This window comes from Aeromonas sp. INTO2, from assembly GCF_049860605.1.
Lineage (GTDB): Bacteria > Pseudomonadota > Gammaproteobacteria > Enterobacterales > Aeromonadaceae > Aeromonas > Aeromonas caviae.
The window spans coordinates 1,825,764-1,842,084 of sequence record NZ_CP187588.1 but is presented as its reverse complement, the minus strand read 5'-3'; the positions used below and the strand labels follow the sequence as shown (position 1 = coordinate 1,842,084).

Here is a 16,321-nt window from a genome sequence, read left to right as displayed (position 1 = left end):
GTCGAATTGCCGTCGGTCGCAGAGCATGGTGGATTATCCTGGATTTGACCCCATAGATCCAGACACTTTTTCCCGCTTAGGGTTGTGATACCCGACTGCGCAGAAATTCCCGAGGTGAACGGTATCCCAAGGCGCTGTGCGGGTGGTGTTCGTTATAATGCTCAAACGCGATGGCCAAATTGCCTACCGCTGTTCGGCTATCTGGTTTCGGCATCATCTCGATATAGTCTCGCTTCATCGTCTTCACGAAGCTCTCCGCTATACCGTTGCTCTGTGGGCTTCTCACCGCCGTCGTTCTGGGCTCCAACCCGATTTCTCGTGCAAACGCGCGGGTCTCATGGGCTCGATACGCCGAGCCATTATCAGTCAGCCACTCCACCGGTGATGCCGGCAACGCATCCCCGAAGCGTCGTTCGACAGATCTCAGCATGACATCTTGCACCGTGTCACTGTCGTAACCCCCGGTGCTGGCAGCCCAGTCCAACGCCTCCCTATCGCAGCAGTCCATGGCGAACGTGACTCGTAGTTTTTCACCGTTATCGCAGCGAAACTCGAAGCCATCCGAGCACCAACGTCGATTGCTCTCTTTGACGGCAACACGCCCCTTATGTGCCTGCTGGGCCAATGGTGCAGCCGGTTTTCTTTCCAGCAGCAGGCCATGCTCTCTCATGACGCGATATACCCGTTTGGCGTTTACTACAGGCTGTCTTGTTGCCTCTGACTGACGCCGTAACAGCGCCCAGACCCGGCGATAGCCATAGGAGGGAAGTTCTGCCATCGCCTCCATGATACGGCCAAGTAAGGCTGCATCATCACGCTGGCGATGATGACGACCATCTTGCCAACCTGGTTTGCGATGAACACGAACGGATAGCTGCGCACGCGATACATTAAGGGCCTGGCTCACAGCACTTAATCGTCGTCCCCCGGCAACAAGGGCGCATGCGCAATCCATTTTTTTGCTCGACCATACTCCACGGCTTCTTTGAGGATCTCGTTCTCCATGGTCTTCTTCCCGAGCAGACGCTGGAGCTCTCGGATCTGCTTGATGGCAGCAGCCAACTCGGAGGCTGGAACAACATCCTCACCGGCGGTGATCGCCGTGAGAGAGCCTTCCTGGAATTGTTTACGCCATTTGAAAAGCTGGTTGGCGTTGACGTCGTGCAAGCGAGCGACATGAGATACGGTCATTCCGGGCTCAAAGGTCTGCTGCACGATGGAGATCTTTTCCTGCGGAGTCCGGCGTCGACGGCGCTCAGCCCCTGTTAACACTTCGACCATTTTCTCGTTGCGACTAGTACTGAACATAGTTCCAAGACTACCTCTTAAATTAAGAGGGGCGAAGTGTCTGGATCTTCAAGGGGCCAATCTATATCCCTTGCTTCTGCGGGTGCTGGTGTAACTGCTCTTTCGCGTCGTGGAGGAATATTTTCGGGAACCAGAAGAGCTGCTTATCCCTGAGGCACTCGACCCGCCCGCACTGCATATCTTCTTGCTGGCGCTGTATGAGCCATCGTTACAGACAAACCGCTCCCCATCACAATGAGAGATCCCGCCCTTGCTGCCTGAGCAGGGCTTTCGCCCTTTAGCGAAGGTGGGAGAGGCGCTGAACATCGCTAAGGTGCAGGCCATCGCGATGATGATTTTTATAGGTTTGCGCATGTCGCTATCCATTCCATCGGTAAGCAAAAGCAAGGGCGCATAGGCGCCCTTGTTATCGTTTTCTAAAAATGCGGTGTTCGACCATCACGCCGATGATTTCGATGTGCTGCCGGTCGGAGTGCATGGGCGGGTAATCGTCATTAAGCGGGACCAGTTCAAACACCTCTTGCCCGTTCTCATCGATGCCGCGGGGACGATACGCTGTGAAGTTGCCGTCATTGCTACTCATCATCGACTGCTCTCAGGTCAACCGTGATCTGCCGAACCGGCCCATTGCTTAACTCTTTGGCCAAGGCTGTCGCGTTCTTGGCGCTAAGATTGTTGATTTCAATCTGCTTGCCTTCGACGATAGCTTTGACACTGCAACGGTTAAAACGACTGACAAGCGCAACGAGCACCGCGCATATTGCTTTTACCTGCTCAGGGTTTTGTGCAATCCAGTCAAACACTTCGATAAAATACTGAGCACCGTCGCTGTAGGTTGCGATCGCGCCACCGTTTTCAACCCCATGCTCTTCCAGCAACGCGGTTAGCGGTGTCGCATCATGACCCTGTATGTTCAGATACAGGCTGCCAGCTTCTCGGTAACGAATTTTGCTCATTTAACGTCCCGCCTATTAGGAGATGTCCGCCATGTTCACCGTTATCTGCCACTCTTATCGGTTGGCGCACTTTGAGTCTTCCGATCGTTTCGATGCCGTGGTGCTGACCCACACCCCGACCGGGTTGCGCCAGCGGTTAAGACAATTTTTGAACATGATGTTTTTTGCACTAGCAACCCTCTATACCCGTCACGCAGACTTGGAGGTCAACGGCAAATTGTATCCGCTCGCCCTGTCTGGTCAGCGCTGGTATACCTTCGACCAGCTCCAACACTTCGCCCTGCAATGCTTGTTGCTCGACCGGGCGCGGTTACTGATCCTGTCACAGGCCGCCACCTGACCCTCACCCGCCCCGTTTCAAAATACGACGGTGCTCGACCACCACGCCGATGATGGCGATGTGGGTTTGGTCGGTGCTCAGGGTTTCATGGTCATCATTGAGGGGCACCAGCTCGAAGCGAGGGCGGCCGTCGTCGTATTCACCACGGGAGCGGTATTTTTTGAAGGTGGCCTCTTCGCTGCCGTTCTTGGCGATCACAAAGTCACCCGCCTTGGGAGCCTCGTCAGGGTCAACGATCAACAAGTCGCCCTCTTTGAAGTCCGGCTCCATGGAGTTGCCGCGCACCCACAGACCAAACGCGCAGCTGCCGACACTGACACCCGCCGCGACATACTCCAGGCTGCCATCAAACGCCGTGGCCTGTTCGCACATTTCGCGCCACTGGCCTGCCTGCACATAACTGAGAATGGGGACCCGCGTTCCTTGTGGGATCTCGGCGGGTTCGACGTTGCGGTAACCCGGGAACGGGGGCTCAGAGACGCCCATGCTGCCTTCTTCTTTCCCCGTCAGCAGCCAATCGACAGACACACCAAGCGCAGCCGCTAAATCGTTGAGGTAGCGGCCTTTTGGCTGGTTCAGCCCTGATTCCCACTTATTAACAGACGCGTGAGTAATCCCAACGCGCCTAGCTAACTCGTTTTTGCTGATCTTGAGTGCCTGACGGCGCTCTGAAATGCGGTCATTGATCGTTTCCATGAAACCTAAGTTACCACCCGTGATTGATACTTTGGGATCAAAAATCGTTGACCACCCATAATACCTAGGTTACAGTTTTCGCATTGTTGATACTTAAGGACATGGTGAGGGCAATGCGAAAACATGACGCCATAACACACTTCGGTGGTGTGACTGCCACTGCAAAAGCGCTCGGCATATCACACGCCGCAGTAGTTAAGTGGGGTGACACCATCCCCCAGGGCCGCGCCTACCAGATCGAGGTGTTGACCGGCGGCGCGCTGAAAGCCGACCCCGCTACCCCATCTGGCCAACAGCGCCCCTATCAGCGCATCGCACCGGGCACCGCGCTGGACGAGATCCCCAGCGTCCAGCGGGCGACGGACGCCGCCCAGACCGATGCCACCCCAGCACAACCAGGGAAGGCGTAATCCATGCCACCTCGTCATGTCAATCCCGCGGCCAGAGCGACCCAGGCCCCCGCCGTCAGCGCGATCAATCTGGTGATCTCGGCAGACCTCCCGCCGCTGATGCCCATCGCCAGGTTTGCCGAGTGGGTCGGTGTGTCTGTCGATACCGCCCGCCACTGGGTCAAAACCGGCCGGCTCGATGTCATGGAAAAAACGCGCGCCAATGAGCTGGTGATGGTCAAGGTGCATGTGTTTATCGCCAAGCAGATGGCGGGACACTCGTCGTCCCTGTTCACACTCGCCAGCTAACCATAGCGACCTTTGGAGGGAAATCAGAGTGTCAAACCAGTCCCGCATTTCACACAACAACTTTTCGGCGGCCTGCGATCTCTTCAAGCAGGCGCACAACCTCAGCGAGCTGGAGCGCGAGTTCGGTCTGCCAAAAGGAACGCTGCACAACAAGTTCAACCCGGCCAGCGAGAAGCACAAGCTTTCCGCCCTCGATCTTATCGGCCTCTACCAGGCGACCGGGGACGACACCCTGTTTGATGGCCTGTTGTTTGACTGCGGCATGACCGCCGTTCGTCTGCCGGGGGCGGCCCCGGTTGTGCCAGAGGCCCGCGCCCAGCAGGCGCTGAATGCAGGGGCTCAGATCCTCGGCGTCACCGCCCAGGCGACCACCATCCTCGCCGGTGACCGCGTCACCAAGTCACACCGAAACACCGTCGTCGGCGGCTTGTGGGCAGGCATCGAGCACCTGGTGCTGCTGGCCACCGAGGTCGAAGACAGATTTCACGCCATCCCCAGCTTGGCATGCGCTGCGGATATGGCCCGCGCCGCCCTCGGCGCCTAGGAGACCAGACCATGAGATTACGTTGCCCCCACTGCAAGAGCCGTATGACCAGCCGCACGACTCGCCCAATGAGCCTGCTGTCTTTCGAGTCATATCAGCGATGCTCCAATGTTGAGTGCAATTTCCGCTGCAAGGTGTTGGCCGAAATTGTGGCAGAGCTGAAACCGGCAGAACTGAGAAACCCGGCGGTGGTACTGCCGGTCGTGCATACCGCCCAGCCCATCCCAACCCACCCTCGCCCGTTCCCCGCCATTGAGGCGCTCAAGCAGGCCGGGGTCGCAGAAACCGCCGCAGAACAGGAAGGGGCCTAGGCCCCATACAGCAAGGAGAACCCCATGCAAACGCAACGCATCGACCATGAACAACGCAATTTGGCGGGGCTGACCCCCGATGAGCAAGTGGCCATGAACACCGCCGGCTGCCAGATCCTGCGGGAGTTGTTCGGCAAGACCGGTTCCAGCTTGAACACCGACTGGCTGGCCCTGAGTCAGGCCAAGAAGGCGGCCATCTGTGCCATCGCCCGCCAGCCACGGGGCGAGCTGATGACGGCCACTTTGTCAGGCCTGCCCCATGAGCAACGTGAGGCGATCCGGCTTGCGGTCATCGCGCTGGAGTACCAGGGGGCGTTTCGCGGCGGCTGTGACACCAAGGTGTGGCACCCGGCGCCGGTCACCCGCGCCATCGGGGATATCGAGAGAGAGAAGAAGGAGAGAGCCGCCCAGCTGCGGATGAAAAGAGCCGTGCTGGCGGCCAACCAGATGACACAAAGCGGCCCGCGAGCCATCGGGCAATAAAAAACCCGCTATCGGTGCACCAACACCAGCGGGCTTTCATCAGTCACTTATCGACTCGGAGGTCGAATGCCAACTTTAGCCATTCTCGACACAGTGCGCAACCTGCGCCTGCAAAACCGCAAGCTGGCCCGCGCGGGTCAGCGCTACACCGCCAGCCCTGACCTGATCCATGCCGTAGAACGCCCGGCCGCCATGGCCTGGCGTGCGGTCTGGTCATGCGTCAACAGCCGTGGGGGGATCTGATCATGGCCGCCGTTATCACGCGTCACACCGAACAGACTATCAAGGCCGCCAGCGCCTATCTGGTCCGCCGCGGTTACATCAACTGCGGCACCACCTGGCTGCGCGGCCAGAACGGGTACGCCCGCATGGAGCGCCTGACCTCTGGCGCCATTCGCATCATCGAGGGGGTGGCATGAGCACGCTGTTCCACCCCATCACCCGGCAGGCTGCCCTGGCCGACGTGGCCGACCTGCCGCACCGCATCAGGGCGACGACCTACACCACCAAACGCGGCCCAGAGGGCCGCACTCTGCGCGAGCAGGCTCGCCTACAACTGCGCTGGCACCAGCTATTCCACACCATGAGCCGGAGGGCCCAAGCATGAGCATCGACGCCATTCATATCGCCAAGCGGGCAGAGCGGGCCGTGTTGCCGCTGCTGACCGAGCTGTTGGCCACTGGCGAGCAGGAAAACCGCATCGCCCTGGGCGAGCTCTACTCCGGTGATGAGTACATCCAGGTGCAGCTGGTCGTGACCAGCCGCCCCGAGGATCTGCTCGATGACGACTCTGTGATGGGGGATGAGGCATGAGCGACATCTATGTAAACCCGATGGCAATGCGGGCCCGTCTGGCCGCAGAGCTGGCTGTGCTGGATTTGTATGGGGTGGTCAAAACCACCGCCGCCAGCCTGATCGACTGGGTCGGTGTTAACGGCGATTCGCTCCCAGAGCTGCTTGTCGGTGAGGTAAACACCAGCATGGTCGCCATGTCGGCCGCCGCTCATTGCATTGGCTACAGGTCAGCCGACGAGCTGAGCAAGCGGCTGGCTGCCTTCGAGGACACCGGCGAGCTGGTCGTGCAACTGCTGGCAGAGCTGAACCAGGGTGATGGCCTGCGGCGTGAGGATCTGGTTGTCACTCGCTCAGCAGTGCTGCTGCTGGCGATGTATGGGCTGCTGGCGCTGGCCTGCAGCGAGGCCAATGCAGACCGCGACGACAAGGAGACGCTGGTATGACCGACCTGTTTGAACTGGAGGCCCCGCTGGATGACCAGGGCACCACAGAGGCGGGTCCCGCCCACATGCGGCCATCCGCACCGCTCAGCCAGTTGGCCAGGCATTGGGAGGCCGCTCGCGGCGAGTTTGATTGTGCAAACATGTTTGCCGGCCATCCCGACATTGAGTCTCACATTGCCGAGCTGCTGGCCCTTGGCGCCATCCGCGCCGTGTACTGGTTGGCGCTGGGTAGCGGTGAGGTGGCGCTGGCCAGAGAAATCGCCGAGTGGTGGGCAGACTGCGAACCGCTCCATGGACTGGGGGAGACCATCAAATGAGCCACCGCCTGATCACCGACCTGCAAACCCGTGTGGATAGATGGTTCGACACCATGATGGGCGACGAGGCCCGCCTGCGCAGCTACCAGCGCGACCTGCTGGCGATGCGCCAGCTCTCCCCTCGCCCGCGCTGCACGGTCACCCTGACCCTGCGCCAGTGTGTCGCCGCCAGAAAGATGGCGAGGCATGCCCGCCATACGCTGGCCTCCTGCCGGAACAACATCAAAGCGCTGTCGGGTACCCATCACCAATGAACCACCAGAACAACACAGGGCCAGCCGCCGAGGCTGGCCATCTTGGTTTTGCCATCAGCCGTCTGCCGACGCCAAAGCGCAACCAGCTGCCGCTATCCAAGAAGACCCTCAAGGCTCGCATCGACGCCCTCGCCAACGCTATGCCGGGCATCAAGCTGGAAGCCGCCTTTGTGGGCGCCCCTGGTGAATCCGATCTGGTCTGGGCGGTGCAGCTGCTCGATGGCCTCTCGATGCAGTTCACCCAGGTGCTGTTCAAGCAGTACGTGCGCCGCCGCAAAGATGGCAGCACCCGTAACTGCCGCAGTGCCAACATCTGGCTGCGGGAACGGGTGAAGTGGGTCCGCTCCCTGGTGATGGCCCTGCCGGTCGATGCCCAGCACCTGCGCGACGACGACGGCCGCAAGCGGGTGGCCCACCAGTTCGCCAACCAGACCGCCGCTATCTGGAAGAACATCGAGCAGAACGCCGCCGGTGAGCTGGACCTGATGGAGACATGGGAGGCCATCAAGCAGCCCGCCGACCAGTGGGCATTCATAAGCGAGATACCGAAATTCAAAACCAAAGAGGCCAGGGATAACTGGATCCTGAGCGTGATGGTGCGCCTGCTCTCCGCCAAATGGTGGGAGAAACGCATCAACCGCTGCTGGGATCGGCTGCAAGAGCACATCGCCATCCTGCTGGGCAAGGTGCGCAAGGGGGTCTCCGCCTATGTCTCGAACGCCACCATGAAGGTGGTGCGCGAGCGCAAGCGGGCCATGATGCGCTGGCTGGCCGAGTCGGAGGTGATGAACGAGCAGCACGACCTGGTTGTCTCGATGAAGGACTGCTGGGAAGCGAGCAATGCCAACCCGGTCAACCGCCGCGCCGAGATGATGACCCGCATGCGCGGCTTTGAAGACTACGCCGAGGAGCAGGGCCATGTGGGGGTGTTCTTCACCTGGACCGCACCGAGCAAATTTCACGCCTGGAAGACAGGCCGCAACGGCAAGACCATCGAAAATGACAAGTATCAGGGTGCCACCCCGCGCGACACCTGCGCCTATCTGGGCCAGCTCTGGAGCCGGGCCCGCTCATACCTGAAGCGCTGGGGCATGCCTATCTATGGCTTCCGTGTTTGCGAGCCGCACCACGATGGCACACCGCACTGGCACATGCTGCTGTTTATGCGCAAATGCGACCGAAATGGGGTCATCGATACCCTGCAGCGTTATGCCCTGACTGATGATCGGCAGGAACTGGAGCGCAGCAACCTGGGCATTCCTTTCACCGACTTTACCCCGCGCTTCGACTGGAAGGAGATCGACCCTTCCAAGGGGGACGCAACAGGCTACATCGCGGCCTATATCGCCAAGAACATCGACGGCGAGCATGTGGATGGTGATGACGAAGCGGGCACCAAGGCAGACCAGGGGGCCCAGCATGCCTGCGCCTGGGCCAGTTGGTGGGGGATCCGCACCTTCCAGCAGATCGGCGGCGCACCGGTCGGGGTATGGCGCGAGCTGCGCCGCATCAGCAACGCCAAGAAGCACGGCGATCTGGTCGGCCCGCCCAAGCCGGTGCTGCAAGACCCGCGCTTTGAGGCCGCCCGCTATGCCGCGGATAACGGCATCTTCCGCTGCTACCTACACGCCATGGGTGGGGCCCTCTCTACCCGCGCCGAGCACCCCATCAAGCTGGCCCACCTCATCGAGGAACAGGCCAACCGCTACGGCGAAGACATCAAGCGCCTGATGGGGTTACACACCGCTCACCTGGGTATCAAGACCCGCCTGCAAGGGTGGGAAGTTGTGCCAGCAGGCACCTATGAGGCCGCCAAGGCCGCCGGGGGTTCGGTGGGGGGTGTTGGGGTTGAGGCGGGCGGCAGCCCGGCGCCTTGGAGCTCTGACAATAACTGTACGCAGCCGGATCCTGAGGCGTTCGCGGATCAGTTGATGGCAGAGCAATGGGGTTTATCGCCCTTCTCCATCGGGCGTTTACGGGCAGGATCCAGCGTGACTGCGGACGGATACACCCTCTGGCTGGAGAACGGCCAAGTGCAGTCGGGCAGAGCGATCCAGAGCGAACCGGATTGGCAGCCAGAAGGCCAGAAGCCAGACGAACAGGGCCAGCCGGATGAGTACGCGGTACCGGAAGGCGATCAGGACTGGCCGACGCTGGTTGAGCTGTGCGGCAAGGTATACCAGGCGCAGGGCCACGCCGGGGCGCACCGCTGGATAGAGATGCTGCCGCAGCCCTATCAGTCAGAGATGTGGCGCGTGCTGGAAGGGCTGGATACGCCGGAGTGGATGCAGGAACAGGACGACTACAGCGAGGAGTGGGCATGAACAACACACAGACCGTCAGCCGCGAAGAGTACCGCCGCCTGGATAATCGGGTGACCTGCATTCTCCAGCAGCGCTGGCCTGCCAACGAGATCTGCCAGTGGGTGGGGATGCTGCAGGGCAAACAGCAGGCCGTGGCGTGCGCCATCCTGCGCCGCCGTCATCCTCGCGCCGCGACACTGGCTCTGCCGGCCATCGCCGCCGAGGTGCCGAACCCGTTTCAGGCCAAGTCCAGCCGCCCCACCGTGCCAGTGCTGACCGCTGATGGCCGCTCTGTTGGCCGCCGCCATATCGTGGACGGACTGACCCCCGTGGCCATCGACCAGAGCGGAACCATCCGGTGCGCCGTCACTGGCCGCACCCTCTTTATCGCACCGGGCAGCGCCATAGACCGCGCCAACCCGGGTGCCGCCGCACAGCTCAACCCAACATACCGGCCGGCACTGCACCAGGTAGTGGCTGACCACCGTCAAATCGAAGCAGGAGAGTGAACATGAACAACGTGATGCTGGATCTGGAAACCATGGGCAAAGGCCCGCACGCAGCCATTGTCACCATCGGGGCCGTGTTCTTTGACCCGATGACCGGTGAACTGGGCGCAGAGTTCGAGGCGCATATCGACCTGAGAGACAGCGCAAGGTTTGGGGAGATAGACCCTGACACCGTGCTGTGGTGGCTGGGGCAGAGTGCTGAAGCACGCGCGGCCATTGCCTATAACGTAGATGGCGAAAAGCGGATGGCGCTTCTCCAGGCACTGCAAAAGTTTCAGGAGTGGCTGATGGCTAACGGGCAAGAAGGCAAACGCCCCTATGTGTGGGGTAACGGTGCAGGGTTTGACTGCACCATCATGGCCAGCGCCTATGATGCGGTGAACAAAGTGCGTTTTATTGGCTACTGGAACGGATTTAAGGATCGGGATGTGCGCACCGTTGTTGATATGGGGCGTGACCTTCTGGGCTTTGACCCGAAGAAAGACATGCCATTCGAGGGTGTGGCCCATCGCGCTCTGGACGACGCCAAGCATCAGGCCCGCTACGTCAGCGCCATCTATCAGCGGGTGCAGGCAGCGATCAACGGCTGCGGCATGGTAGGGGGGGCGGCATGAAAATAGATGCGCTGTCTTTAGCCTTTGAATCTGATGGCATTACCTATTTCGTCAATACCAAAAAAGATGACTGGGCTCTGATCCTGCGGATGGTCCAAGGATTGTCAGCCACAGGCAAGCTTGAGGTAACTCCGGCCCCTGCCAACGTTAAGTTCACCACGCTGGCGGATGCCATCAAGGAGTCTGTATGAGAGACCCCCGCAAAAATCCGGTACCGGGTGATGTGATCACCCGCTTCGGTACCACCAGGGAAGTGACGGCCACCAAGCAGAACGACCGCGGCACCGTCACTCATGTGGTGTACCGCCATCCGGCAGTTGACCTGCCAGAGACAGAAGCCACCATCGCCAGCTGGCGGGGATGGGCCAAGCAGGATGCCATGGTGGTAAGGGAGGGCGCAGCGTGAGCGACCATATCGACCCGCTCGGCATCATATGGCTGATCGGCCACGTGCTGTTTTATCTGATCGTCATTCCGGACTTGTGGCGCCGTTGCGGATGGGGAAGAGAGAAGGGGGCAAAGGATGAATGACGCCACCAAGCGCAAGCAGGCCCAGCGGGCCAGACGGGCGGCTCTCGGTATCAGGCGGGTCGAGGTGGCGCTCTCAGAACGGGAGCGCCAGCAGCTGGAGCACCTGCGCATCGCCCGTGCTGGCAGCGGTGAGCCCTACTCCGCCGACGAGTACATCAGCACCCTGATCAGGCGAGACTGGGAACGCTGGCTGGAGCAGGAGGCCGAGCTGAAAAAGCAGACCTGCCCGAACTGCGACAGCCCATTGCCGGAAGGATGCGGCGGCACCTTCAAGGGACAGACTGAGTGCTGGCACACCGCCGGGGATAAAACCATCACGCTGTAACCGAGCACATTATAAAAGTCAGTGAAGTGTGACCGGTCACAAAGTCATAGGATTGGCCGGTCACATTGCGGCGAGTACCATGGCCGAGGGTCATGCTTAAGGGGAAAATAATGAGCACTTATCCGCAAAGAGTTCGTGACAACATCCTTCCATTGTCTGTTGGAAGTACGTTGCCAGAGGCATTCGAAGAATGGACGTTCACCGAGCACACAGAAGATCATGAGCAACCCATAGAAACCTGCCAACTATGTGAGCAAGAGTCGCTGCGTTATCACTTCGAGATTCGAAACAGCCTTACAGGGAACACCCTATGGGTTGGTTCCCACTGCATCCTGAAGTTTGGCCTCTCAGTTTTCGAAAATGGTCGCAGGCTCTCAGCGAGCGATGCCAAGAAAAAGCTGGCACGACTAACGCAACAAATGCATCAGCAATCTTGCATTAAGTCACTGGAGACCCTGGCCAAAGCAGAGAACGATGAGCGACTGATAGGTGCTCTCGATTACTACAGAAAGAACCATTATCTAACCCCAAAGTACGCATTCATTGTGCTGTGGCGGCTCCAGAGTCACAAAATCGACCACAGCCCATCTTTCTTCAAGGTCAATCTCAAGCGGGATAAGTACCAGCAAGACCTTTCCGCCATGAAGCTAAGTCACGTTCATACCATCTGGCCTGCACTCTCCTCGACACAGAGATCCATGGCAATACGCTTCGGACACACTCCACCGTCAGATGAAAGGATCTGACGGAAAGTGAAGGATCGCAAAAAGGATCCGTTATCACACGCGCGGCCAGCGCTGGCGCGGGGAACCGTTTCCCGACCCCAGTCGTTCACCTGCATGATTTTCAACACATAAAGCGGGCAGGCGTGGCGGGGTAACGATTGCGCGCGCTGGGTGCTGGCAGGGGTCGGCAGGCTGCGCCTGCCGCTCTGGGGTGATGCTTGAGGATCAGGGAGTGCGTCGGGAGCGGTGAACGGGTCGCTGCCGTGGCGGAGCGCTCAGGCCGCCAGATGAGGGGCAAAACAAAGCCCCCTCGGTGAGGGGGCTTTTGTGACACCGTGAACATACACAAACACCAGATGTTCGATGTAACTATAACCTCGCCTATTCGGCCTGCCCTGTCAGATCTGACAGTCGATAGGGATTGGACCGGATTATCTCCTCCCCCGCCCAGTCATTGAGCGCCAGCAGGCTGGCCTTGATGCTGTCGATCTCGTTGATGTCAAACACCTGGGCGGCCTTGGTCACATCGCCAAAGCCGCCGGTGCTGTTGGGCATCACCCCCATCAGTTGGGGCGGTACACGGTGGCTGGCGAGCTGGTCATCCCGGCTCACGTTCTTGATGCTAAGGAAGTCATCCTTGGCGGCCACCTCGGCCACCGGGATCAGCTTCACCCCGTCCTTGCTGCCGCCCGGGGTGTAGAGCAGCAGGTTGCGGAAGTTGCCGGGCCCCTTGCTCTGGCGCAGGGCTTCTTTGAGCTTGGCGATGTCCCCTTCGTTCTGCACCGCGTCGGTGATGTGCATGATGAAGCCCGCGTGGCTACCGTTCTCGTAGTAGCGGCGGCGGAACAGGGTGGCCGACTCGTTAAGCAGGGTCGAGTTGAGCCCGCCCACGTAGTCGGGGATGCCGTAGATTTCCTGGTTGATGTCGCTCTCCATCACATGGCCCACCCGTCCGGTCGGAATCGCCTGCTCTTGCCCGGGCTGGGCAATCCACCAATAGGTGTCCAAGTCCAGAGCACGCCGGGTGTACTTGGCGCGCAGGTGGTCATAGCGCAGCACCCCGCCGAGTCGGTTCTGCACCGCCTGCAGATAGCCGTTGCCGAAGATCAGATAGTCCAGCGCCAGCCCGGTGAAGGCGGCCAGGCTCAGTTTCGAGTGCGGGATGAAACAGGAGCGCAGGATGTTGCGCTTCACCTGGATGGCCGAGGCGTGATGCACCCCGGCCCGATAGACCCGGGACAGCCCGTTGAGGGAGAGAGGCGGCTCGTACCATCGGCCATTGTGCATGGCCTCCAGGTAGTCGAACACCTCCCGCTGACTGAGCACTGGCACCGGCTCGCCAAAGCTGAACGCCTCGATGGCCGCGTCGGGTTGCTGGGTCGCCGTCACCGGCGAGGTATGGCGCTGCTGGCGGCGCTTTCTCATGCGAAAATCTCCATCATGCTGGTATTGGTACCGGTGGCACCTGCCAGCGGTTCGTGTAACAGGGCTTGCATGGTTGCCCAGGCAATGTCGGCGTGGCTGGTCTCATCAGAGCGGCTGGCCTCGAAGGTCGGCAACTTGCCGCCCGCGGTCACGGCGCGGCGGATGCTCATAAACGCCTGGGCCAGGTCAGTCCAACCACTGTCGAACTCCAGCCGCCCCTTGTTCATCACATCCTGGGCCTTCATCACCATCTGGATTTTCACGCTCGGGTTGTACTGGATGGGGGTCGCCGCCGGGTAGAACTGCTTCACCAGCTGGTAAACCCCCTCCCCGATCCCAGTCGTGTCGATGCCGATGTAGCCCACGTTGTAGCGCTCGCACATGGCTTTGATGGCCCGCGCCTGGGCGTCGAAGTCCATCCCGCTCCAGCGGTGGCGCTCCAACACCCGAAACTTGCCGCCCGGTACCGCTGGCGGGGCCAGCACGGCGCAGCCCGCGCTATCCCCCTGCCCGCCCTTGGCCGGGTCATAGCCGATCCACACCGACCGGTTGCCCAGCGGGCGAAGGGCAAAGGGCTTGTAGTCGTCCCACAGTTCCCAACTGTCGACCATGCAGCGCTGCAGGGTGGCAAGCGGGAAGACGCTCGAGGTGTCATCCATGAAGATGCACATCAGCAGGTTGAGGTATTCCTCCTCGGAGTATTCGCTGCGCAGTTGTGCCAGGTCGAACAAGTCGCAGCCGCCGCGCACCGCATCCTCGACCGTGACAATCTGACGCCACTGACCATCGGCGCACAGCTTGCCGCCGGCAAGGTTGGCGTGGCTCAGGTCAATCTCGACCCGGTCGGCTTTGGGCTTGCCACGGTTGAAGTTGGCGCCGGACCAGAACGCATAGGCAGGATGGGAAAGGCTGGACGGGGTGGAAATGTAGGTCTGGCGCCACTTCTTGTGCATCGCCATGCCGGAGGCCACCTTGCGGAACTCCAGGAAGCCGTGGATCCAGAAGTACTCATCCATGTAGATATTGCCATGGTAGCTCTGGGCAGTGCGGGCGTTGGTACCGAGGAAGTAGAGGTGCGCGCCGTTCGGCAGCACCATGGGGTCGCCCTTGATCTCGACCCCTTCATCCTTGGCAAACTGGATGATGTACTGCTTGAACACATGGGCCTGCGCCTTGCTGGCCGACAGGAAAATCTGGTTGCGCCCGGTGACCAGGGCGTCGATGAACGCCTCGAAGGCAAAGAAGTAGGTCGCCCCAATCTGGCGCGACTTGAGCAAGTTGCGGATCCGGTACTGATTGCCTGCCTCGTACCAGGTGCGCTGGTAACCAAACATGGTCGACTCGAAGCGCTCGATCAGCCGCGCCTGCTGCTCGGGCTCCACCACATTGCGCTCGGGGGCCTTCTTCGGCCCCCTGTTGCGGTTCGCCACCTTCGGGTTGAGGTCGGCCTCGTTGCCGCCGTTGCTGTACCGGTTGACCCGGGCGATGCGCTCCAACTGCCTGCCAAGCAGGTCAATCTCCTTGAAGTCGCCGCCGGTTTTCACCTCCTTGGCGATCAGCTGGCACATCCGCGCTTCCAGCGCGAAATCGACCCGGTCGATGGGTTTGATGTCATCCCAGCCGTCGCGGGATTTCCATGTGCCGACCGTCCCCTCCGGGGTCGCCAGCAGCTCCGCAATGGCTCGGATCTTGTACCCCTGAAAGTACAGGTGCATCGCCTGCCTGCGGGGTTCGATATGGGGGAAGAGTAAGGGTGCTGTCATGGCGCCAGTCTACCCAGCACGCCAAACACAAAGCGCGCGCCCCCGTTGTATACAGCGGTTTTACAACAGCCACAGATTGAAGGATCTGGCGCACAAACCAGACCATGAGCCCGACCAGAAACCCAATCACCAAAGGGATCCCAGCTCATGGCTAAGTCCAAGTTTTTCCGCGTCGCCGTCGAAGGGGGCACGACCGACGGGCGCACCATCACCCGCGAATGGATTGAACAGATGGCCCAGCGCTACAACCAATCCACCTACGGCGCGCGGGTCAATATGGAGCACATCCGGGGCTATGACCCCAACGGCCAGTTCAAGATGTACGGCGACATCACCGCCGCCAAGACCGAAGAGGTCGAAATGGAAGGTGAAAAACGCCTGGCCCTGTTCGTGCAGATCGACCCGACCCCGGAGCTGGTCGAACTGAACAAGAAGCGCCAGAAGGTCTACACCTCCGTCGAAATCCACCCCAACCTGAATGAAAAGGGCGCCTATCTGATGGGCCTGGCCGTCACCGACAGCCCGGCGAGTCTTGGCACAGAAATGCTGCAGTTCTGCAGCAAGGCATCGGTCAATCCGCTGGCCGAGCGCAAGCAGTACAAGGAGTGCCTGTTCACCGAAGCGCTGGAAACCGTCATCGAGTTTGAAAGCGAAGGTGACAAAGGCCCCGGCCTGCTGGAACGGGTCACCGCGCTGTTTTCCACCCACAAGAAGCAATCCGCCTCCGATTTCAGCGACGTGCATCAGGCCGTCGAAGCCGTGGCGAAAGAAGTCACCAGCCTTGATGCCGACCTGCAGAAGAAGTTCACCGAGCAGGCCAAGGCCATCACCGAGCTGACCAGCAAGCAGGATGCCACCGCCAAAGCGCTGGCCGACCTCACCGCCAAGCTGGAGGGCCAGGAAGCGCTCAGCCACAAGCGCGATCCCGCCACCGGCTCCCAAGGCGCCACCATCGAAACCGACTGCTAAGGATCATGCCCA

27 protein-coding genes and 2 pseudogenes are annotated in these 16,321 nt (G+C 60.4%); 23 read left to right on the top strand and 6 right to left on the bottom strand.

Annotated elements, in window-relative coordinates:
• Nucleotides 1-76: 76 nt before the first annotated feature.
• From ACPW74_RS08795 to ACPW74_RS08785, 3 genes and pseudogenes are all read right to left on the bottom strand, one after another.
• Nucleotides 77-1,281 (bottom strand): IS3 family transposase gene (locus ACPW74_RS08795; protein ID WP_117027705.1). Its coding sequence is split into 2 segments (ribosomal slippage): nucleotides 77-963 and nucleotides 963-1,281, totalling 1,206 coding nucleotides; the frame shifts between segments, so codons are not numbered across the junction.
• A gap of 433 nt (nucleotides 1,282-1,714) precedes the next feature.
• Nucleotides 1,715-1,870: pseudogene (locus ACPW74_RS08790) on the bottom strand (LexA family transcriptional repressor); the annotation flags it as partial.
• A gap of 13 nt (nucleotides 1,871-1,883) precedes the next feature.
• The gene (locus ACPW74_RS08785; RefSeq protein ID WP_010673014.1) at nucleotides 1,884-2,264 is read right to left on the bottom strand and encodes a hypothetical protein; all 381 of its coding nucleotides are present in this window, start codon (nucleotides 2,262-2,264) and stop codon (nucleotides 1,884-1,886) included.
• A gap of 31 nt (nucleotides 2,265-2,295) precedes the next feature.
• Between ACPW74_RS08785 and ACPW74_RS08780 the strand changes: the two genes are divergently transcribed.
• Complete coding sequence (locus tag ACPW74_RS08780; RefSeq protein ID WP_102949102.1) at nucleotides 2,296-2,604, top strand: hypothetical protein; 309 nt, start codon at nucleotides 2,296-2,298, stop codon at nucleotides 2,602-2,604.
• A gap of 3 nt (nucleotides 2,605-2,607) precedes the next feature.
• Here ACPW74_RS08780 and ACPW74_RS08775 read toward each other — a convergent pair whose 3' ends face one another.
• Nucleotides 2,608-3,300 carry a LexA family protein gene (locus ACPW74_RS08775; protein ID WP_425858970.1) on the bottom strand — a complete coding sequence of 231 codons (693 nt, stop codon included), beginning with the start codon at nucleotides 3,298-3,300 and terminating at the stop codon, nucleotides 2,608-2,610.
• 113 nt (nucleotides 3,301-3,413) lie between these two features.
• Between ACPW74_RS08775 and ACPW74_RS08770 the strand changes: the two genes are divergently transcribed.
• The 21 genes and pseudogenes from ACPW74_RS08770 (at nucleotide 3,414) to ACPW74_RS08670 (ending at nucleotide 12,173) form a co-directional block, all read left to right on the top strand.
• Nucleotides 3,414-3,710: a Cro/CI family transcriptional regulator gene (locus ACPW74_RS08770; protein WP_425858968.1), complete on the top strand. Its 297-nt coding sequence runs from the start codon at nucleotides 3,414-3,416 to the stop codon at nucleotides 3,708-3,710.
• Nucleotides 3,711-3,713: 3 nt separating this feature from the next.
• Nucleotides 3,714-3,998, top strand: a complete 285-nt coding sequence (locus ACPW74_RS08765) for a hypothetical protein (protein ID WP_279963296.1) — start codon at nucleotides 3,714-3,716, stop codon at nucleotides 3,996-3,998.
• A gap of 28 nt (nucleotides 3,999-4,026) precedes the next feature.
• Complete coding sequence (locus ACPW74_RS08760; RefSeq protein WP_425858966.1) at nucleotides 4,027-4,542, top strand: phage regulatory CII family protein; 516 nt, start codon at nucleotides 4,027-4,029, stop codon at nucleotides 4,540-4,542.
• Nucleotides 4,503-4,682 (top strand): annotated as a pseudogene (locus ACPW74_RS08755) (ogr/Delta-like zinc finger family protein); the annotation flags it as partial. The gene ACPW74_RS08760 and the pseudogene ACPW74_RS08755, both read left to right, overlap by 40 nt.
• A gap of 9 nt (nucleotides 4,683-4,691) precedes the next feature.
• On the top strand, nucleotides 4,692-4,853 hold the full coding sequence (locus tag ACPW74_RS08750; protein WP_233265262.1) for a hypothetical protein: 162 nt from the start codon (nucleotides 4,692-4,694) through the stop codon (nucleotides 4,851-4,853).
• 24 nt (nucleotides 4,854-4,877) lie between these two features.
• A complete protein-coding gene (locus tag ACPW74_RS08745) occupies nucleotides 4,878-5,336 on the top strand; it encodes a hypothetical protein (RefSeq protein ID WP_425858965.1) in 459 nt (152 codons plus the stop codon).
• 66 nt (nucleotides 5,337-5,402) lie between these two features.
• Nucleotides 5,403-5,579: a hypothetical protein gene (locus ACPW74_RS08740; RefSeq protein WP_425858963.1), complete on the top strand. Its 177-nt coding sequence runs from the start codon at nucleotides 5,403-5,405 to the stop codon at nucleotides 5,577-5,579.
• A 2-nt stretch (nucleotides 5,580-5,581) separates the two neighbouring features.
• A complete protein-coding gene (locus ACPW74_RS08735; RefSeq protein WP_199252934.1) occupies nucleotides 5,582-5,755 on the top strand; it encodes a hypothetical protein in 174 nt (57 codons plus the stop codon).
• Nucleotides 5,752-5,943 carry a hypothetical protein gene (locus ACPW74_RS08730; protein WP_319861608.1) on the top strand — a complete coding sequence of 64 codons (192 nt, stop codon included), beginning with the start codon at nucleotides 5,752-5,754 and terminating at the stop codon, nucleotides 5,941-5,943. The genes ACPW74_RS08735 and ACPW74_RS08730 overlap by 4 nt, the downstream gene beginning before the upstream one ends.
• Complete coding sequence (locus tag ACPW74_RS08725) at nucleotides 5,940-6,149, top strand: hypothetical protein (RefSeq protein ID WP_425858960.1); 210 nt, start codon at nucleotides 5,940-5,942, stop codon at nucleotides 6,147-6,149. The genes ACPW74_RS08730 and ACPW74_RS08725 overlap by 4 nt, the downstream gene beginning before the upstream one ends.
• Nucleotides 6,146-6,574, top strand: coding sequence for a hypothetical protein (locus ACPW74_RS08720; protein WP_425858958.1), 429 nt, complete (start codon nucleotides 6,146-6,148; stop codon nucleotides 6,572-6,574). The genes ACPW74_RS08725 and ACPW74_RS08720 overlap by 4 nt, the downstream gene beginning before the upstream one ends.
• A complete protein-coding gene (locus ACPW74_RS08715) occupies nucleotides 6,571-6,891 on the top strand; it encodes a hypothetical protein (RefSeq protein WP_128296135.1) in 321 nt (106 codons plus the stop codon). Before ACPW74_RS08720 ends, ACPW74_RS08715 begins: the two co-directional genes overlap by 4 nt.
• Nucleotides 6,888-7,145, top strand: coding sequence for a hypothetical protein (locus ACPW74_RS08710; RefSeq protein ID WP_139742193.1), 258 nt, complete (start codon nucleotides 6,888-6,890; stop codon nucleotides 7,143-7,145). Before ACPW74_RS08715 ends, ACPW74_RS08710 begins: the two co-directional genes overlap by 4 nt.
• A 140-nt stretch (nucleotides 7,146-7,285) precedes the next feature.
• Entirely contained in the window at nucleotides 7,286-9,469 is a 2,184-nt protein-coding gene (locus ACPW74_RS08705) for a replication endonuclease (protein WP_425859199.1), read from the top strand.
• On the top strand, nucleotides 9,466-9,957 hold the full coding sequence (locus ACPW74_RS08700) for a hypothetical protein (protein WP_425858955.1): 492 nt from the start codon (nucleotides 9,466-9,468) through the stop codon (nucleotides 9,955-9,957). The genes ACPW74_RS08705 and ACPW74_RS08700 overlap by 4 nt, the downstream gene beginning before the upstream one ends.
• A 2-nt stretch (nucleotides 9,958-9,959) precedes the next feature.
• Entirely contained in the window at nucleotides 9,960-10,571 is a 612-nt protein-coding gene (locus ACPW74_RS08695; RefSeq protein WP_425858953.1) for a 3'-5' exonuclease, read from the top strand.
• Nucleotides 10,568-10,762, top strand: coding sequence for a hypothetical protein (locus ACPW74_RS08690; protein ID WP_425858952.1), 195 nt, complete (start codon nucleotides 10,568-10,570; stop codon nucleotides 10,760-10,762). Before ACPW74_RS08695 ends, ACPW74_RS08690 begins: the two co-directional genes overlap by 4 nt.
• Nucleotides 10,759-10,977: a hypothetical protein gene (locus ACPW74_RS08685; RefSeq protein WP_425858950.1), complete on the top strand. Its 219-nt coding sequence runs from the start codon at nucleotides 10,759-10,761 to the stop codon at nucleotides 10,975-10,977. The genes ACPW74_RS08690 and ACPW74_RS08685 overlap by 4 nt, the downstream gene beginning before the upstream one ends.
• Entirely contained in the window at nucleotides 10,974-11,102 is a 129-nt protein-coding gene (locus ACPW74_RS08680) for a hypothetical protein (protein WP_408778426.1), read from the top strand. Before ACPW74_RS08685 ends, ACPW74_RS08680 begins: the two co-directional genes overlap by 4 nt.
• Nucleotides 11,095-11,427 carry a hypothetical protein gene (locus ACPW74_RS08675; protein ID WP_425858948.1) on the top strand — a complete coding sequence of 111 codons (333 nt, stop codon included), beginning with the start codon at nucleotides 11,095-11,097 and terminating at the stop codon, nucleotides 11,425-11,427. Before ACPW74_RS08680 ends, ACPW74_RS08675 begins: the two co-directional genes overlap by 8 nt.
• 110 nt (nucleotides 11,428-11,537) lie before the next feature.
• The gene (locus tag ACPW74_RS08670) at nucleotides 11,538-12,173 is read left to right on the top strand and encodes a hypothetical protein (protein ID WP_425858946.1); all 636 of its coding nucleotides are present in this window, start codon (nucleotides 11,538-11,540) and stop codon (nucleotides 12,171-12,173) included.
• A gap of 360 nt (nucleotides 12,174-12,533) precedes the next feature.
• Here the strand turns inward: ACPW74_RS08670 and ACPW74_RS08665 are convergent, their stop codons facing one another.
• Both ACPW74_RS08665 and ACPW74_RS08660 read right to left on the bottom strand, forming a co-directional pair.
• Nucleotides 12,534-13,577 (bottom strand): phage portal protein, encoded by a 1,044-nt coding sequence (locus ACPW74_RS08665; protein WP_425858945.1) that lies wholly within the window; start codon nucleotides 13,575-13,577, stop codon nucleotides 12,534-12,536.
• Nucleotides 13,574-15,340, bottom strand: coding sequence for a terminase ATPase subunit family protein (locus ACPW74_RS08660; protein ID WP_425858943.1), 1,767 nt, complete (start codon nucleotides 15,338-15,340; stop codon nucleotides 13,574-13,576). The genes ACPW74_RS08665 and ACPW74_RS08660 overlap by 4 nt, the downstream gene beginning before the upstream one ends.
• Before the next feature lie 147 nt (nucleotides 15,341-15,487).
• Between ACPW74_RS08660 and ACPW74_RS08655 the strand changes: the two genes are divergently transcribed.
• Nucleotides 15,488-16,309, top strand: a complete 822-nt coding sequence (locus tag ACPW74_RS08655) for a GPO family capsid scaffolding protein (RefSeq protein ID WP_425858941.1) — start codon at nucleotides 15,488-15,490, stop codon at nucleotides 16,307-16,309.
• Nucleotides 16,310-16,321 lie beyond the last annotated feature (12 nt).

Excerpts from the sequence above, each read along its gene's own strand:
- ACPW74_RS08785 (WP_010673014.1), bottom strand. The coding sequence starts at position 2,264 with ATGAGCAAAATTCGTTACCGAGAAGCTGGCAGCCTGTATCTGAACATA.
- ACPW74_RS08780 (WP_102949102.1), top strand. The coding sequence starts at position 2,296 with ATGTTCACCGTTATCTGCCACTCTTATCGGTTGGCGCACTTTGAGTCT.
- ACPW74_RS08775 (WP_425858970.1), bottom strand. The coding sequence starts at position 3,300 with ATGGAAACGATCAATGACCGCATTTCAGAGCGCCGTCAGGCACTCAAG.
- ACPW74_RS08770 (WP_425858968.1), top strand. The coding sequence starts at position 3,414 with ATGCGAAAACATGACGCCATAACACACTTCGGTGGTGTGACTGCCACT.
- ACPW74_RS08765 (WP_279963296.1), top strand. The coding sequence starts at position 3,714 with ATGCCACCTCGTCATGTCAATCCCGCGGCCAGAGCGACCCAGGCCCCC.
- ACPW74_RS08745 (WP_425858965.1), top strand. The coding sequence starts at position 4,878 with ATGCAAACGCAACGCATCGACCATGAACAACGCAATTTGGCGGGGCTG.
- ACPW74_RS08740 (WP_425858963.1), top strand. The coding sequence starts at position 5,403 with ATGCCAACTTTAGCCATTCTCGACACAGTGCGCAACCTGCGCCTGCAA.
- ACPW74_RS08735 (WP_199252934.1), top strand. The coding sequence starts at position 5,582 with ATGGCCGCCGTTATCACGCGTCACACCGAACAGACTATCAAGGCCGCC.
- ACPW74_RS08730 (WP_319861608.1), top strand. The coding sequence starts at position 5,752 with ATGAGCACGCTGTTCCACCCCATCACCCGGCAGGCTGCCCTGGCCGAC.
- ACPW74_RS08725 (WP_425858960.1), top strand. The coding sequence starts at position 5,940 with ATGAGCATCGACGCCATTCATATCGCCAAGCGGGCAGAGCGGGCCGTG.
- ACPW74_RS08720 (WP_425858958.1), top strand. The coding sequence starts at position 6,146 with ATGAGCGACATCTATGTAAACCCGATGGCAATGCGGGCCCGTCTGGCC.
- ACPW74_RS08715 (WP_128296135.1), top strand. The coding sequence starts at position 6,571 with ATGACCGACCTGTTTGAACTGGAGGCCCCGCTGGATGACCAGGGCACC.
- ACPW74_RS08710 (WP_139742193.1), top strand. The coding sequence starts at position 6,888 with ATGAGCCACCGCCTGATCACCGACCTGCAAACCCGTGTGGATAGATGG.
- ACPW74_RS08705 (WP_425859199.1), top strand. The coding sequence starts at position 7,286 with ATGCCGGGCATCAAGCTGGAAGCCGCCTTTGTGGGCGCCCCTGGTGAA.
- ACPW74_RS08700 (WP_425858955.1), top strand. The coding sequence starts at position 9,466 with ATGAACAACACACAGACCGTCAGCCGCGAAGAGTACCGCCGCCTGGAT.
- ACPW74_RS08695 (WP_425858953.1), top strand. The coding sequence starts at position 9,960 with ATGAACAACGTGATGCTGGATCTGGAAACCATGGGCAAAGGCCCGCAC.
- ACPW74_RS08690 (WP_425858952.1), top strand. The coding sequence starts at position 10,568 with ATGAAAATAGATGCGCTGTCTTTAGCCTTTGAATCTGATGGCATTACC.
- ACPW74_RS08685 (WP_425858950.1), top strand. The coding sequence starts at position 10,759 with ATGAGAGACCCCCGCAAAAATCCGGTACCGGGTGATGTGATCACCCGC.
- ACPW74_RS08675 (WP_425858948.1), top strand. The coding sequence starts at position 11,095 with ATGAATGACGCCACCAAGCGCAAGCAGGCCCAGCGGGCCAGACGGGCG.
- ACPW74_RS08670 (WP_425858946.1), top strand. The coding sequence starts at position 11,538 with ATGAGCACTTATCCGCAAAGAGTTCGTGACAACATCCTTCCATTGTCT.
- ACPW74_RS08665 (WP_425858945.1), bottom strand. The coding sequence starts at position 13,577 with ATGAGAAAGCGCCGCCAGCAGCGCCATACCTCGCCGGTGACGGCGACC.
- ACPW74_RS08660 (WP_425858943.1), bottom strand. The coding sequence starts at position 15,340 with ATGACAGCACCCTTACTCTTCCCCCATATCGAACCCCGCAGGCAGGCG.
- ACPW74_RS08655 (WP_425858941.1), top strand. The coding sequence starts at position 15,488 with ATGGCTAAGTCCAAGTTTTTCCGCGTCGCCGTCGAAGGGGGCACGACC.